This window comes from Stenotrophomonas africana (assembly GCF_013004645.1).
Lineage (GTDB): Bacteria > Pseudomonadota > Gammaproteobacteria > Xanthomonadales > Xanthomonadaceae > Stenotrophomonas > Stenotrophomonas africana.
Map to the genome: position 1 here is coordinate 178,025 of NZ_JABEME010000008.1, position 14,557 is coordinate 192,581.

The 14,557-nt window shown below is 65.4% G+C and carries 20 protein-coding genes; 9 read left to right on the forward strand and 11 right to left on the reverse strand.

Annotated features, from left to right (window positions below; translation table 11 throughout):
- Window positions 1–11: 11 nt before the first annotated feature.
- Both HLA98_RS15120 and HLA98_RS15125 read right to left on the reverse strand, forming a co-directional pair.
- A complete protein-coding gene (locus HLA98_RS15120) occupies window positions 12–428 on the reverse strand; it encodes a hypothetical protein (RefSeq protein ID WP_057501306.1) in 417 nt (138 codons plus the stop codon).
- Window positions 429–609: 181 nt separating this feature from the next.
- Entirely contained in the window at window positions 610–1,584 is a 975-nt protein-coding gene (locus HLA98_RS15125) for a Dyp-type peroxidase (RefSeq protein WP_057501307.1), read from the reverse strand.
- Window positions 1,585–1,787: 203 nt separating this feature from the next.
- On the opposite strand from HLA98_RS15125, the gene HLA98_RS15130 reads away from it, so the two are divergent.
- Window positions 1,788–2,720, forward strand: a complete 933-nt coding sequence (locus tag HLA98_RS15130) for a DUF6624 domain-containing protein (protein ID WP_057501308.1) — start codon at window positions 1,788–1,790, stop codon at window positions 2,718–2,720.
- A gap of 21 nt (window positions 2,721–2,741) precedes the next feature.
- Here HLA98_RS15130 and HLA98_RS15135 read toward each other — a convergent pair whose 3' ends face one another.
- From HLA98_RS15135 to HLA98_RS15150, 4 genes are all read right to left on the reverse strand, one after another.
- Window positions 2,742–3,065 carry a hypothetical protein gene (locus HLA98_RS15135; RefSeq protein WP_057501309.1) on the reverse strand — a complete coding sequence of 108 codons (324 nt, stop codon included), beginning with the start codon at window positions 3,063–3,065 and terminating at the stop codon, window positions 2,742–2,744.
- Between the two features lie 59 nt (window positions 3,066–3,124).
- On the reverse strand, window positions 3,125–3,493 hold the full coding sequence (locus tag HLA98_RS15140; protein ID WP_057501310.1) for a VOC family protein: 369 nt from the start codon (window positions 3,491–3,493) through the stop codon (window positions 3,125–3,127).
- Between the two features lie 67 nt (window positions 3,494–3,560).
- A complete protein-coding gene (locus tag HLA98_RS15145; protein ID WP_057501311.1) occupies window positions 3,561–4,328 on the reverse strand; it encodes a helix-turn-helix transcriptional regulator in 768 nt (255 codons plus the stop codon).
- Window positions 4,329–4,449: 121 nt separating this feature from the next.
- On the reverse strand, window positions 4,450–5,025 hold the full coding sequence (locus tag HLA98_RS15150; protein WP_004153562.1) for an OmpO family porin: 576 nt from the start codon (window positions 5,023–5,025) through the stop codon (window positions 4,450–4,452).
- Window positions 5,026–5,353: 328 nt separating this feature from the next.
- Between HLA98_RS15150 and HLA98_RS15155 the strand changes: the two genes are divergently transcribed.
- From HLA98_RS15155 to HLA98_RS15165, 3 genes are all read left to right on the forward strand, one after another.
- Window positions 5,354–5,944 carry a hypothetical protein gene (locus HLA98_RS15155; protein ID WP_057501312.1) on the forward strand — a complete coding sequence of 197 codons (591 nt, stop codon included), beginning with the start codon at window positions 5,354–5,356 and terminating at the stop codon, window positions 5,942–5,944.
- A gap of 310 nt (window positions 5,945–6,254) precedes the next feature.
- On the forward strand, window positions 6,255–6,527 hold the full coding sequence (locus HLA98_RS15160; protein WP_010487149.1) for a hypothetical protein: 273 nt from the start codon (window positions 6,255–6,257) through the stop codon (window positions 6,525–6,527).
- 170 nt (window positions 6,528–6,697) lie between these two features.
- On the forward strand, window positions 6,698–7,390 hold the full coding sequence (locus tag HLA98_RS15165) for a L,D-transpeptidase family protein (RefSeq protein WP_057501313.1): 693 nt from the start codon (window positions 6,698–6,700) through the stop codon (window positions 7,388–7,390).
- Between the two features lie 34 nt (window positions 7,391–7,424).
- Here HLA98_RS15165 and arsH read toward each other — a convergent pair whose 3' ends face one another.
- Window positions 7,425–8,153 (reverse strand): arsenical resistance protein ArsH, encoded by a 729-nt coding sequence (gene arsH, locus HLA98_RS15170; RefSeq protein ID WP_057501314.1) that lies wholly within the window; start codon window positions 8,151–8,153, stop codon window positions 7,425–7,427.
- Window positions 8,154–8,170: 17 nt separating this feature from the next.
- Between arsH and HLA98_RS15175 the strand changes: the two genes are divergently transcribed.
- The 4 genes from HLA98_RS15175 (at window position 8,171) to HLA98_RS15190 (ending at window position 10,945) form a co-directional block, all read left to right on the forward strand.
- Window positions 8,171–8,500, forward strand: coding sequence for an ArsR/SmtB family transcription factor (locus HLA98_RS15175; protein ID WP_057501315.1), 330 nt, complete (start codon window positions 8,171–8,173; stop codon window positions 8,498–8,500).
- Between the two features lie 37 nt (window positions 8,501–8,537).
- Window positions 8,538–9,041, forward strand: coding sequence for an arsenate reductase ArsC (locus HLA98_RS15180; protein ID WP_057501316.1), 504 nt, complete (start codon window positions 8,538–8,540; stop codon window positions 9,039–9,041).
- A gap of 8 nt (window positions 9,042–9,049) precedes the next feature.
- Window positions 9,050–10,081, forward strand: a complete 1,032-nt coding sequence (arsB, locus tag HLA98_RS15185; RefSeq protein ID WP_057501317.1) for an ACR3 family arsenite efflux transporter — start codon at window positions 9,050–9,052, stop codon at window positions 10,079–10,081.
- Between the two features lie 489 nt (window positions 10,082–10,570).
- Window positions 10,571–10,945 carry a hypothetical protein gene (locus tag HLA98_RS15190; protein WP_057501318.1) on the forward strand — a complete coding sequence of 125 codons (375 nt, stop codon included), beginning with the start codon at window positions 10,571–10,573 and terminating at the stop codon, window positions 10,943–10,945.
- A gap of 60 nt (window positions 10,946–11,005) precedes the next feature.
- Here HLA98_RS15190 and HLA98_RS15195 read toward each other — a convergent pair whose 3' ends face one another.
- A complete protein-coding gene (locus HLA98_RS15195) occupies window positions 11,006–11,671 on the reverse strand; it encodes an Ivy family c-type lysozyme inhibitor (protein WP_057501319.1) in 666 nt (221 codons plus the stop codon).
- A gap of 135 nt (window positions 11,672–11,806) precedes the next feature.
- Between HLA98_RS15195 and HLA98_RS15200 the strand changes: the two genes are divergently transcribed.
- Window positions 11,807–12,253, forward strand: coding sequence for a YybH family protein (locus tag HLA98_RS15200; protein WP_057501320.1), 447 nt, complete (start codon window positions 11,807–11,809; stop codon window positions 12,251–12,253).
- A 150-nt stretch (window positions 12,254–12,403) separates the two neighbouring features.
- On the opposite strand, the gene HLA98_RS15205 is transcribed toward HLA98_RS15200, so the two are convergent.
- From HLA98_RS15205 to HLA98_RS15215, 3 genes are all read right to left on the reverse strand, one after another.
- The gene (locus HLA98_RS15205; protein WP_057501321.1) at window positions 12,404–13,429 is read right to left on the reverse strand and encodes an NAD(P)H-dependent glycerol-3-phosphate dehydrogenase; all 1,026 of its coding nucleotides are present in this window, start codon (window positions 13,427–13,429) and stop codon (window positions 12,404–12,406) included.
- Window positions 13,430–13,449: 20 nt separating this feature from the next.
- Window positions 13,450–13,968, reverse strand: a complete 519-nt coding sequence (gene secB / locus HLA98_RS15210) for a protein-export chaperone SecB (RefSeq protein ID WP_005407596.1) — start codon at window positions 13,966–13,968, stop codon at window positions 13,450–13,452.
- Between the two features lie 100 nt (window positions 13,969–14,068).
- The gene (locus HLA98_RS15215; protein ID WP_004134671.1) at window positions 14,069–14,506 is read right to left on the reverse strand and encodes a rhodanese-like domain-containing protein; all 438 of its coding nucleotides are present in this window, start codon (window positions 14,504–14,506) and stop codon (window positions 14,069–14,071) included.
- Between the last annotated feature and the right edge of the window lie 51 nt (window positions 14,507–14,557).

A 14,557-nucleotide genomic window follows, 5' to 3' on the forward strand; every position in this document is an offset into this window, starting at 1 on the left:
ATGGCGTGGAGCTACGGGGTCAGGGCCAAACCCAGCCGCAGCGGCTGGCGCATGTCGGCCGGTAGGGCCGCCTGCAACGGCGCGGCCTGCAGCGTCGCGCGCAGGTCGGCGTCGACCTGGGCATCACCCAGGCTGTCGAATTCCAGCTTCGAGATGCGGCCATCCGCCGCGATCCACACGCTCACCGGCAACGGCGTCGGCGCATCCGGATGTGCCTGCAGCCATTCCAGCACGCGCTGCGCCTGCGGGTCCTGCTCCTGCTGCAGGCGCTGCTGCAGCTGACCACCCACGGCGGCGGCGTAGGCCATCCAGTGCGCAGGGGCTTCCTGCGCGGACACCGCGGCGCTCCCCAGTGCCAGCGCACCGAACAACGCGGCCAGCCGCTTCCACCCGCGGCGTGCGCCGCTCCTGTTTCCGGTCATGGTCATCGCCCGCCTCCTGCACTCCCATCCAGCACGACATGGTCGGCGCGGTAGATGACAGGCAGATGGCGGCACAGTAGAGCCACGCCATGCGTGGCTGCTACGGGCAACGTGTGCGCCATCCGAGCATGGCGTGGATCTACTGGAACAGAGCGGCCAGTAGCATGCGCAAGGACGAGAGGCGCGATCAATCGCCCAGATCGGCCAGCACTTTGCGTGAGGGCGCGAAGAAGGTCACGCCGGTGGTGGCGGTGGAGAAATCGAGGATGCGGTCGTGCAGTGGCGCGGGATTGCCGATGAACATACGCTCGAGCATCTTCTCGATCACCCACAGGCGGCGCGTGTAGCCGATGAAGTAGGTGCCGTACTCGCCGCGGCCCGGGTTGGCGAACGGCATGTTGTCGCGCAGGATCTCGTGCTCGCCGTCGGCATCCTCGATGGTGCACAGCGTCTTGTGCGACTTCTGCGCATCGGCCGGCGCATCATCCAGCTCGATGTTGTCGTGCTTGGTGCGGCCGATGATCGCTTCCTGCGCCTCGGTCTTCTGCGCGCGCCACGCGTCGAGGTTGTGCAGGTACTTCTGCACCACCACGTAGCTGCCGCCGGCATGCTCCGGGTCTTCCTCACCCACGATCGTGGCTTCCGGCAGCGACAGCCCTTCCGGGTTGGCGGTGCCATCGACGAAATCGAGCAGGTCGCGGCCATCGAAATAACGGAAGCCGGCCACGTCATCGACCGTCTCCACCGCATCGCCGAAGGCCATCAGCAGGTTGCGCTCGAATGCCACGATCAGGTCCATGGTGCGTGCGCGGATGTGATACAGCAGGTCGCCGGGTGTGGACACGGCGGTGTGGGTCGCGCCCTTGATCTCGCGGAACGGCTGCAGCTCACGCGGCGGCGTGGTGCCCACCAGCGGCTTCCAAACGCGGTAGCCAATGGCCACGTTGCAGGTGAAGGTGCGCTCGATCTCGCGGATGGCGGTGTTCTTGATCAGATCATCGGTGCTGGCCAGCACCTCGCGCGCCTTGGCGATCGACGCCTCGTCGTCCTTCACCTTCAGCACCAGGAACGCCGCCGAATGGGTCAGTGGCGCGGTGATCTGCTGCGGCTCGTTGTCGAGCGTGTGGTTGAGGGCGGTGATCGGTGCGGGCTGGGAGTTCACGGCGGTTCCTGCTGGCTTGAGGCGGGCGCATCGCGCGTGGCGATGTGCGGGCGATCATAGCCGAAGCTCCTGATCGGCGACGGAGCGGTTCTCAGGTCGCGGCGGATGCCGCGTGCGTTTGAGACAGCGCCATGACACTGCTAGCCTGCGCCATGAGGCCGGCAGCACGTGGCCATCCCTGCACTTCACGGAGGAAGACGCTGATGTCCCATACATCGATGCAGTGGCTGCGCGCATCCGCCACAACCGTGGCCCTCGCTCTGGCGTTGGGAACACCGCTTGGCGCGCACGCCGCTGCCGAGGATCCCTTCTTCACCGCCCTCGATCGCTACGGCGCCGATGACTTCAGCGGATGCGCGCGACTGCTCGGCGAGCTGTTGCAGCGTGGTGGCCGCTTCCCCGACGGCGGCGAGCTGCTGCTGGTGGAATGCACGGCCGCTGCCGGCGACCGCAGCCAGGCAATGGACTACGTGAACCAACTGCTGCCCCGCGGGCGCCTGTCATTCGATGATCTGCTGCACAAGGATCGGCCGGGCCTGAACGCCCTGCGCGCCGATCCGGCGTGGCCGGACATGCAGCGGCGCGTGGAAGCCGCCGAGCAGCAACGCCTCGCGCAGCTGGACGCCCCGTTGCGCAAAGAGCTGCTGGAGCGCGCCGCACGTGACCAGGCCGCCCAGCATGTGGCTATCGACGCGGGGGGTGGCAATGCGTTCAAAGGCGTAGCACCGGTGGCCCAGGCCAATGCCGATTGGTTGAAGACCATGATTGCCGACAAGGGCTGGCCGACCTATTCGCGGGTCGGCCATGACGGGGCCAAGGCGGCCTGGCTGATCGTCCAGCACGCCGATCACAATCCCGCGTTCCAGGCACAGGTACTGCCGCTGATCGAACATGCGGCGAAGGCCGGCGAGGCCGATCTTCCCGATCTGGCGTTGCTGACCGATCGCGTACTGCTCGCGCAGGGCAAGCCGCAGCGTTACGGCAGCCAGTTCACCACCGCCGGCGACGGCACGATGGAGCTGCGGCCCACCGAAGACATGGACGGACTGGACGCACGGCGCCAGGCCATGGGGCTGCAACCGCTGGCGCAGTACAAAGCCACGCTGTCGGAGGCGTATCGCAAGCCGGTCCGCTAGGGCCGTATCAGCCTGGACGCATCACGGGTCGCTGCAGACGTAGTACTGCGGACCGGTCCAGGCGATGCGCAGATACGGACCTTCGAGCAGACCGCGGTCGCGAAGCCAGGCAAACACCTCGGCCGGGCTCCATTCGCGACCGGCCAAGAACGCTACGCCCCGGTCACGCAGGGCAGCGAACAAGCGGGCTTTGCCGATGTCGTCGCCCACTTCGGCGCACAATGTCGCCGCCTGCCCCGCCATGCCGAGTGCCTGCAACGCCGCACGCGCGTCTGCGTCCAGCACCACCACCTGCACGGTATTGCCGTCGGCCTGCTGCACATACGCGGAAATGGGGATCAGCATGCGCTGGACTCTGCCTGGCTCGGCCCAGTATGCATGTTCCGCGGCGGGTATCAGCAGGTTCAGGTCGCATCACTCCAGACCGCCAGTTCGTAGCCGTCCAGATCACGGAAGTGGAAGCGGCGGCCACCGGGGAACGCGAACACCGCCTGTACGACTTCGCCACCGGCAGCGATTACACGCTGCTGTGCATCGGCCAGGTCCGCGCAGTAGAGGATCACCAGCGGCCCCCCGTGGGCACGCACCGGCGCGTCGGCCACGAAGCCACCTTTCAGACGGCCGTCGTCGAACTCGGTGTAGGCCGTGCCGTAGTCGGTGAAATGCCAGCCGAACACCTCGCCGTAGAAGCGTTTGCTGCGGGCAATGTCGGCGACGTTGAATTCGATGTTGTCGATGCGGCGTTCGGCATCGTGGGGCGCGGTATGGCTCATGGCGTGGCTCCTGGGTGGGAGCCCAGCTTCAATCAGCGCGGCACCGCGGTCTTGAACGAAACGGCCATCATTGGCCCCATTCCAGGCGCAGTTCGCGTGCGGTCATGCTGGCAAGCTCGCGCGCCTCGCGGCTGAGATGGGCCTGGTCGGCATAGCCGGCCTCTGCGGCCAGCATCGCCAGCGAGTGCTGCGGCAGCGCACGGCCGTGGCGCAGGAAGCGTTGCAGGCGCAGGATCCGCTCCAGCGTCTTGGCGCCGTAGCCGAACTGCAACTGGCTGAAACGTCGCAGGCTGCGCGGGCTCAGGCTCAAGTGCGCCGCCAGCGTATCCAGCGTGGCGTCACCCGCGGCGAGCGCCCGGAACAGGACATGTGCACGCTGCGCCGACGTATCGAGCGCGGACGCACCCATATGCTGCCGCAGGCAGTGCGCCATCCGCTGCAGGCGCAGTGCAGGCGCGGTGTCGCCGATGGAGGCCGCCGCCTTGTTCACCCACGTGCCCTTCAGATCAGCCAGTGGCACGGCCTGGCCGATGATCCCGGCCAAGGGCAGGCCCAGCGCGGCCAATGCCTGGCCGGGACGGAAGCGTGCGCCCAGCACCTGTGCACCGGGTGCCAGCGCCGGGTGCGCGGCCACGCGGTCCGGGCCGACCACGAACAACGCACCGTCGCGCCAGAGGATATCCACGCAGCCATCGGGCAATACGGTGATGTGCCCATCGGCATCGGCAGGAAGCTGGCTCTGCCAGAGCTGGCCAAAGTGGCCGCGCAGCGGCGCAGGCGCTAGATGCTCCTGGTAGGCCGTGCCGGTACCTGCGAGGGAGGAAGAGTCGCCCATACCGCATTGTGGCGCCACTGGGCCCATAAAAGTGAAGCCCGGCGCGAGGCCGGGCTTCGGTTGGCGTGTGGGAGAGAGAGAGTCACACGCCAGCACAACACGCACTAACGACAGGCGTTTGTTACCAGGTGAAGCGCGGACCCACGAACCACTCGCGGTCGCCGGCCTTGGCCAGCTTCACTTCGCCGCTCAGGCCCCAGTTCTGGTTGAACTTGGCGGTGGCGCCGACACGGCCGTAGAACTCGCCGTCCGGGTTGTAACCGTGCTTCTTGCTGAAATCTTCGTAGCCGGCCATCACGTAGCCTTCCACGTACGGGTTGAACGCGGTGCGCACGCCCACTTCGGTGGAGTAGCCGTTGAAGTCCAGGCCGCGCTTCTCGTCGTACTTCTGGTACGCAACACGGGCCACCAGGTCGGTGTTCGGTGCGATGCCATAGTTGTAGCCGACACCCAGGCGCCACTGGTCGACGTCATTCTTGAACTTGTCGGTCTCCTGCGCGCTGTAGTCGCCGAAGATGTGGAAGTTCGGGTGCACCGCCACGGAACCCTTCACCTTCCAGCCATCGGCGTCGCCGCCCTTGGCATCGGTGTTCACGTAGCCGCCTTCAACGTAGTTGTACGACAGGCCATCGGTTGCCGATGCAGCGAACGGCAGGGCAGCCAGAAGACCCAGGGCGAGCAGCGAATTCTTGTTCATCGGGACACACCTTTAATTATTTTGGTTTCGTCGGCCGCCTCCCGGGAGGGGGAGAGAGAGGAGGCGGTCGACAGGTGTGAATTATCCGTTAGGGGGTCTAATCGACCCTGAATATTGAACTGACTGGTGTATAAATATGGTTCCCGTTCAGGGAACTCTGCGTGGCCGCATTTCAAGGTCCGATCTCCCCCGCACTTGCTGCGCAGGCGTGCGTGGAGCACGCCTACGCCGGATTGCCTTCGCATCAGGGCGAATTGCAACTTTTCCAATAGCGGCTCACTGGCACCGTCCCTATCATCCGCGGCCACCATCCGTCCGAGGATCGCCCGTGAAGCCCTTCCTGTTCCACAGCCTCATCTGCGTCGCCTGTCTTGCGCCTGTCACTGCCGCGTCGCGGGATCTCATCGTCGAGCCCGCCGCCGCACCAGACGTAGCCTCGCCCACGACCTACACGAAGGACGGATTGAAGATGCAGGTGCCCGGGAACTGGACGGTCATAAAAGACCATCCCAGTAACGAGGAAGACCAGCGGCATGTGATCATCGAAGCTGACAAGACCCGCTTCGAAGTGTTGAACCTGGAAGTCGTGATCAATCTCGTCCATACGAGCGTGGTCGTCTCGCTGCCGGATTGGGCTGCCTACTCGTACTCAGAGGAGGTGGGGGACAGTGAGAATTACGGACCGCCGAAGTACTCAGCCTACCAACTCGCGCCAGGCGTGGAAGCCCATGCCACGCAATTCCAGCACAACATTTTCGAAAGCAACCAACCGTACGCCCGGCGACTGCACGTACTGGCCGTCAAGCGCTGCAGCGTGGAGTGGTACTGCTACGCCTCTACCCGGACGTTGAGCGCAAATCGCAAAGCCGCGGAAGCGGGCATTCGAAAGATCATGGAGAGCGTGACGTTCGCGGACTGAACGATTCCGTGCTGCGCGCGCCCCGCAATCGAGCGTGAGGCGAGCCGATGCCTGCTGGCGGGTGCTGCCGACAACGGCACAGAAGTGAAATCGATGTGACATCGGCTTCATACAGATGAATTGGCTGTTCTGAACAGGCACAAGGCGATCGGCCGGCGTACATCAGCTCGCCTGATCCCGCTTGTTAATGCTGAGTCAGAAAGCGACTTCACAGTGCATCCACGTATTCAAATTCCAGCTGAAAGCGCTTGGTAGCACCGGGAACAAACGCCGCTATATTCCAGCTTCCCCAGACGAAGGAGGGAGTGCAATGAACCTGAACCCGCAACACATGAAGACGGCCCGCGCACTTGCTGTAGCGCTCATCGCCACCGTCAGCCTTGGCGCCTGCGCCTCTTACAAGAACGAGTTTGCAACCATCAACTCGCGTCTCGATCAGCTCGACGTAAAGGTGCAGGGTGCCGCGCAGAGCGCGGAGTCCGCCAACCAGTCCGCACAGCAGGCCAACCAGCGCCTGGACCAGATCGAAGGCCGCGTGCAGCAGCTTGAAAGGGCACCTGCCGGCCGCAAGCCGCGCGGGTAATCGCTCCCTCACCGTTTGAATTGATCCACCTCTGTATCGGGTGTATCGGGACCCAGTGGCCTTCGCCGGCCACTGGCATCCTTCCACCAAGATTGCATTGCATTGCAAGGAGTCGTCCCATTCGCACTTCCTCCCCCCCTGCACGCCGCGCCCTCCATGCCGCACTGGCCATGGCACTGGTCGTTGCGTGCAGCGGCGTAGCCAATGCCAGGGACAAGGACAAGGACGCACCCGCACAAGCGGTAGCCGCCGTTGATGAGCTTCCGACCGACCAGAACGTGTCTGAGACGGTGATTGAACTGGCTGGCTGGGTCGTCGCCAGCAAGGACAACCAAGGCTATCCGTTCGCGATCATGGACAAGGCGGCGGCACAGGTACTGGTCTTCGGTGGCGACGGCAAGCTGCGCGGTGCAGCACCGGCACTGTTCGGTTCGGCCATCGGCGATCACTCGGCCCCGGGCGTTGCCAAGCTTGCACTGAGTGCGATTCCAGGCCATGACCGCACCACCCCGGCGGGCCGCTTCATTGGTGGCTACGGCCCCTCCGACGATGCCGGGCGCGTGCTGTGGGTGGACTACGATTCCGCCGTCTCGATGCACCCGCTGCCGCCAGGCACCCCGAAAGAGAAGCGCGCCCAACGGCTGGCAACGCCGACGCCGGACGACAACCGCGTCACCCACGGCTGCATCAACGTCTCGCCCGCGTTCTACGACCAGATCGTGCAGTCCACGTTCGAGAAGGGCGGTGTGTTCTACATCCTGCCGGACAAGGATTCGATCGCGAAGACGTTCCCGGAGTTCGCGCAGAGCCGCGGGGATGCAAAGGACGAAGACGAGAAAGGCGCGCGGCGCGCAAGCAAGTAGAAGTGGGTAGTGGAGCGCGTTTGCGTACTGGAAGTCAGGAAGCTGCAGCGCCCGCGGCCCATGCCAATGCAGCGGCATGCGCATCGCCCTTCCGCTCGCTGTAACGGTCCACCAGGTAATCCGTCCTGCCACGCGTCAACAGCGTGAACTTCACCAGCTCCTCCATCACGTCCACCACCCGGTCGTAGTACGGCGAGGGCTTCATTCGCCCTTCGTCATCGAATTCCTGCCAGGCTTTGGCCACCGACGACTGGTTGGGGATGGTCAGCATGCGCATCCACCGGCCCAGCACGCGCAACGTGTTGACCGTGTTGAACGACTGCGAACCGCCGCTCACCTGCATCACGGCCAACGTGCGGCCTTGCGTGGGCCGCACGCTGCCATTCTCCAATGGCAACCAGTCGATCTGGTTCTTGAACACGCCGGTGACCGTGCCGTGCCGCTCCGGACTGACCCAGACCTGGCCTTCCGACCACTGCGACCACGCACGCAACCGCTGCACTTCGGGGTGGCTTGTGTCCACGCTGTCCAGCATGGGCAGCGCATGCGGATCGAACACGCGGGTCTCGCACCCCAGGTGACGCAGCAATCGCCCGGCGTCCAGCGCCAGCTTGCGGCTGAACGACTGCGGCCGAAGCGAACCGTAGAGCAGGAGGATGCGTGGCGGTCCCGGATCTGCCGCGGCGAGCTGGTGGTGATCGGGCTGGGGCAGCGAGGCGTGCACCAGATTCGGCAGGTGGGAGCTTGTGTTGGGCTTGTTTATTCGACTATTCTAGAAATATGGAAACGTTGAATGCAATTGCCGCCCTGACTGCGCTGGGTCATGCCACCCGCCTGGCTGCCTTCCGCCTGCTGGTAGAGGCTGGCCCGGCAGGTCGCATGGCAGGCGATATCGCCACGGCCCTGCAGGTGCCCCCAGCCACGCTCAGCTTCCACCTGAAGGAGCTGGTGCAGGCCGGCCTGGTGGAGAGCGAAAGCCGGGGCCGCCATGTCTGCTACCGCGCCAATTTCGATGCGATGAACGGCTTGATCGAGTACCTGACGCACAACTGCTGCGCGGGCTCGCCAACCGAGCAATGCGTGCCCACGGCGCCTGCCTGCAAGTGCTGACCCCACACAGATCCTCTCCTCTCAAGGCAATTGCTCCATGACCCGCAATGTCCTGTTCCTCTGTACCGGCAACAGCGCGCGCAGCGTGCTTGCTGAAGCCACCCTGCGCGCCTGGGGCGGCGATCGCTTCACGGCATTCAGTGCGGGCAGCCAGCCCACCGGTCAGGTCAATCCATTCGCGCTGGCCCAGTTGCAGGCCGAAGGAATGCCCATTGAAGGGCTGCGCAGCAAGTCGTGGGATGAGTTCGTGGATGCAGCACCCATGAATCTGGTCATCACCGTATGCGACTCAGCCGCAGCGGAGGCCTGCCCGGTGGTGTTCGGTGACTTCATCCGCAGTCACTGGGGCCTGCCCGATCCAGCGGCCGTGGCGGGCAGCGATGCCGACAAAGCCGCGGCGTTCGCGCTGGCCCATGCCATCGTGAAAGCGCGCCTGCGTGCATTGCTCGCCTTGCCCGAATCATTGTGGTCCGACCGCGAGGCGCTGCAGCACACGCTGGATCGGATCGGACAGCTGCCGCCGACTGATCGCATGCCGTGACTGCCCCCATGAATCTGTTCGAGCGCTACCTGACGCTCTGGGTCGGGCTTTGTATTGCGGTCGGCACGCTGCTGGGCCACGTCCTACCCGCTGCTTTCGCGGAGTTGGCCTCGGCCGAAATCGCCAAGGTCAATCTGCCGGTTGCCGTGCTGATCTGGTTGATGATCATCCCGATGCTGCTGAAGGTCGACTTCAGCGCAATGCGCCAGTTGCAGCAGCACTGGAAGGGCATCGGGGTGACGCTGTTCATCAACTGGGCGGTCAAGCCGTTTTCGATGGCGCTGCTGGGCTGGCTGTTCCTGCGCCATGCCTTCGCGGACTGGCTGCCCGCAGCACAGATCGACAGCTACATCGCCGGGCTGATCCTGCTGGCAGCGGCGCCCTGTACTGCCATGGTGTTCGTGTGGAGCAACCTGTGCCGCGGTGATGCCAACTTCACTCTGAGCCAGGTGGCGTTGAACGACGCGATCATGGTGGTCGCATACGCACCGGTGGTTGCGCTGTTGCTGGGCCTGTCGGCGATCACCGTGCCGTGGGACACGCTGCTGTTGTCGGTGGGTCTCTACATTGTGGCGCCAGTACTGGTAGCTGCACTGCTGCGGCACTGGATCCTTTCGCGCAGCGGCGAGGCGGGGCTGCAACTCGCGCTTCGACGGTTGGGGCCGCTGTCCCTGTCCGCGCTGCTGCTGACGCTGGTGGTGCTGTTCGGATTCCAGGGCCAGCAGATCGTGAAGCAACCGCTGGTGATTGCATTGATTGCAGTGCCGATTCTGATCCAGGTCTACTTCACTTCAGGCCTGGCCTACCTGCTCAATCGTCGTTTGGGCGTGGCGCACTGCGTGGCCGGCCCTTCAGCGCTGATTGGCGCCAGTAACTTCTTTGAGCTGGCGGTGGCAACAGCGGTGGGGCTGTTCGGTGTGCAGTCGGGAGCGGCGCTGGCCACCGTGGTGGGCGTGCTGATCGAGGTGCCGGTCATGCTGTCTGTGGTGCGGATCGTGAATCGTACTCAAGACTGGTACGAGAGACGCGAAGAGCGCTGACAGATCAGAGTGCATCGATGTCGATTTACGTTCTTCGCTCCGCACTGTCGTCATCGGCTTGGTCGGGTACCCATACGCCACGTCATCAACTTCGATCCGTGTCGCATATTGCCCAAGCCGCTGCGGCCATTGCGGCGCCTCGGTCTGCGGCTACTTAACAGCATGCAAGAATGCCGAAAGCGTCTTCGATCGAACGCTGTTTGCAACTTGTCTGATTGGCGTTGCGCAGCGACGGCGGTACAGATGACGTGCCGCCGGAAAAGGGTGGCCGGGCATCGAAAACCCGTGGCAATGCGTACGTTGTTTGCGCCTGCCCGTCGGCGTCACCCAGTGTGGCGCCGACGGGCAATTCGTCTGCCGGTCATGGTGGGCGGAGCGTGGAGGCCTTGTGCCTGCCGGCCTTGTACGCACTGTCCCGGTTTTCGAGCCACGTCTCCGCCCGCCACCTTTGTGTGGCGGCTGCCGTCTGTCCTGCACGGAGCCTTTGCCATGAGCACACCCGAATCCTCCCGACTACGCACGCAGTACGTACCCGCCAACGCGGACGTGCCTTCGGAAGCGGCGCACGCGCACGATCCTCTCGGTTTCATCGCCACGCTCGACCGCATCGGCAAGGGCGCCGCCGCCGACGGCCAGCCCTGGCCCGAACGTCATCAGATGCCGGGCCGCCGCATGGCGCTGGCCGACGCGGATTGCGCATTGACCGGCCTGCGCGTGGCGCTGGAAATGCTGCTGGCTGCCGAGCGCGTGCGCCAGAACGGTCCCGACGAGGAGTACGTGGGCGACCGCGTGATGGAGGGCCTGATGATGGCCAGTCTGTCGCTGACCGCACAGGTCAGCGCACGCCTGCGCCCGGAAGGGTGACACGGCGAACAACGCTCACTGCAACGCCGGGCACGGCCCGGCGCTGCGGCGCGCGCCACATCACTCGCAGGGCGCGCTGTCTTCCTTCAACGCGGCATCCTGCAGTGGCTGGCGCTGTTCGATCTGCGCACGTTGTTCCGCCGTCGGCTCACCCAGCCACCACACACGGCAGCGCGCGGTAAGACGGCCGACCATCTTCGACTGATCGGGCGAGTACAGCATTGCCAACGCGGTGCCGGGACAGTCGTGGGCCTGGCAGGCGGTGTAGAACCACCACGGCTCGCCCTGCAGCACTACCAGTTCGCCAGGCCCGCTGGGTCCGCTCAACAGGCGTTCGCGCAGCGACGGAATCTCCTTGTCGGCGGATTCGGCCGCCGCCGTGTTCTTCATCAGGGTGTTGAACGCGGCCAGCACCTTCGCGTCCTTGCGGCCGCAGTCGTCCACGGTGTTGCCACCCACCAGGGTGAAGAAATGCGTCGCCAGCGGGTTGTCCGCACAGGTGAGTTCGCCGCCAGCGCTCGGGTCTTCCGGTTCGCCTTCGTTGTCCCACACCGAGGGGTCCACACCGTCTTCGATGGACGGTTCCTTTTCGACCACTGTTGCTGCGGCGGCCGGTGCTTCGGTGGTCGGTGCCGGTGCGGCCGGTGCTGCATCCGGCGCCGGTGCCTGCCCGCAGGCTGCCAGCAGCGCAGCCATCATCGCCATCCCTGTGATTCGCATCTTCATCGCGTGTCCTTGTCTGATCTGCGCTGCATCGGCCGAGTCGACGGCCGCGTGATTCTAACCAGCACCGCGCTAGGATGCGTTGCTAGCTTCCCGCCATCGCCTGGAGCCGGACGCATGCGCCGCACACGACTCGCCATGATCTTCTGCAGTGCCCTGCTGCTGGCATCGCCAGCAATTGCCCACGATGCAGAAGGCGCGAAGCCTCTCCCGGATGCAGCCCTGCCCGCACCGCTGGACCGTGTACTGCGCGACTATGAGCAGGCGTGGCGCAACGGTGATGCCAAGGCACTGGCTGCGCTGTTCGCCGAGGATGGCTTTGTGCTGCAGAGCAACCAGCCGCCGGTGCGCGGCCGCAGTGCGATCGAGGCTGCGTATGCCGGCCAGGGCAGCAGCCCGTTGCGGTTGCGTGCCCTGGCGTATTCGATGGAGGGCAACACGGGCTACATCATTGGTGCCTACCGCTACGGCAACAACGTGGTCGATACCGGCAAGTTCACCCTCACGTTGAAGCGCGTGGGCGATGGGCCGTGGTTGATCTTCTCGGACATGGACAACACCAGCGCGCCGCTGCGGGCGCGGTGATCGGGCGTTGCAGTAGATCCACGCCATGCGTGGATATGCAGCGCGCATGGTGCCAAGCAAGCTTGGCACCCACCCAAGCCTGTCTCCCGTCCGGCACCCGCGTGTACTCCCTGATGAAAAAACCCCGGCACGTAGCCGGGGTTTTCCGATTCACTTGAACAGCGTGTCCGGGTATTCCGGTTTCTGTTCCCGCGCCAGCAATGCGCGCAGGCCTTCTTCCGGCGTCTGCTCGCCGTGCAGCACGGCACGCACGCGGTCGGAGATCGGCAGGTCGATGCCATGACGGCGCGCCTGTCGCATCACTTCGTCGGCGGTCTGCACCGACTCGACCACCTGGCCGATTTCGCGCACGGCATCCTGCAGCGTCTGGCCACGGCCCAGGGCCAGGCCCAGGCGGCGGTTGCGCGACAGGTCGCCGGTGCAGGTCAGCACCAGATCGCCCAGGCCGGCCAGGCCCATCAGCGTTTCCGGCTTGGCGCCGATCGCAGCGGCCAGGCGCAGCATCTCGTTCAGACCACGGGTGATCAGGCCGGCACGGGCGTTCAGGCCCAGCTGCATGCCATCGGCCACGCCGGTGGCCACGGCCAGCACGTTCTTCATCGCACCGCCCAGCTCGGCACCGACCATGTCGTCGCCGGTGTAGGCACGGAACGCCGGGCCGTGCATCGCCTCGGCCACCGTCTGCGCGAACTCGGGCACGTCGCCGTGCACGGTGATCGCCGTCGGCAGGCCCTGGGTCACTTCCTTGGCGAACGACGGCCCGGTGACAACGGCCAGCGGCACCTCCTCACCCAGCACTTCGCGCGCCACTTCATGCAGGAAGCGGCCCGAACCGGGTTCGAAGCCCTTGGTGGCCCAGGCCACGCCGGCACCGGCCGGACGCAGCGGCGCCAGCGCACGCACGGTTTCACCGAAGGCATGCGACGGGGTCACCACCAGGATCCAGGCCGCGCCCTCCACCGCCGACGCCAGGTCGGTGGTGGCACGCAGGCTGTCCGGCAGCGGGATGCCCGGCAGGTAACGCGGGTTCTCGTGGCGCTGGTCGATGGCGTCGACCACGGCAGCATCGCGCCCCCACAGCACGGTCGGGTGACCGTGCCGCGCGAGCAGGCTGGCCAGCGCGGTTCCCCAGGAACCGGCGCCCAGCACGGCGATCTTGTCAGCGGTAGTGCTCATCCGTGACGTCGCGGCAGGAATCAGGCGTTGCCAGCCGGCTCGGAGTCAGCCAGCGACGGTGCGTCGCCCTGCTCCTGGCGCTGGCGCAGGGTTTCTGCGTACAGGCCTTCGAAGTTGATCGGCTGCAGGAAGAACGGCGGGAAGCCGCCGGCCTGGATCAGGTCGCTGATCAGCTGGCGCACGTACGGGAACAGGATGTTCGGGCACTGGGTGCCGAGCAGCACGTCGATCGACTGCGGGTCCAGGCCGACCAGGCCGAACACGCCGGCCTGCTTCACTTCGGCCACATAGGCGGTGCGCTCACCGGCCTGGCAGGTCAGGGTCACGGCCAGCACGACTTCGAAGGCGTTCTCACCCAGGCGCTGCACCTGCTGGTTCAGGTTCAGCTGCAGCTCCGGCTGCACCTGGTCGTTGAAGATGGTCGGAGCGTTCGGCGACTCGAAGGAGACGTCCTTGACGTAGATCTTCTCGACGGTGAAAGCAGGGCCGGTGGCGGCATCGACCGGCGCAGCGGCGCCGTTGGTGATCTCTTCGGACATTTCCAGTAACTCCAGGTGAATGCAATGAAAACGATGGTCGAATTACTGCGATGGGGGCGGCATCAGGCCCATACAAGGCCGGATCCGCCACCTGCGGCAATCAGTTGCGGCCCTTGACCAGCGGCAGCTCGGCCTGCTGCCAGGCGGGAATGCCGCCGTCGAGCACGTAGACCTTTTCGAAGCCGGCCTTCTTCAGCGCCTTGGCGGCGGTTTCCGAGGCGTTGCCGCTGCGGCACACCAGCACCACCGGCGACTGCTTGGCGTTGGCCACCAGCTTGTTGTCCGGGCCGAAGGCACTGGCCTGGGCATTGCGGCTGCCGGCAATGTGGCCCTTCTCGAAGTCACCGCTGGCCGACAGGTCGACCACCACCGTGCCGCCCGCGTTGATCAGCTGGGTCAGTTCGGCGGGCTTGATGCCCTTGAAGCCCCGGAACAGGCGGCGGATCTCGGTGACGATGATGGCCACGGTCAGGCCGACCAGGGCCGCGGACAGCATCGGGTTTCGGCCTGCAAAGGCCAGCAACTCTTCGTAATTCACTCAGGTCACGGGTCGATTAAGCGGGCGCCGATTGTCGCACAAGCCGGACGC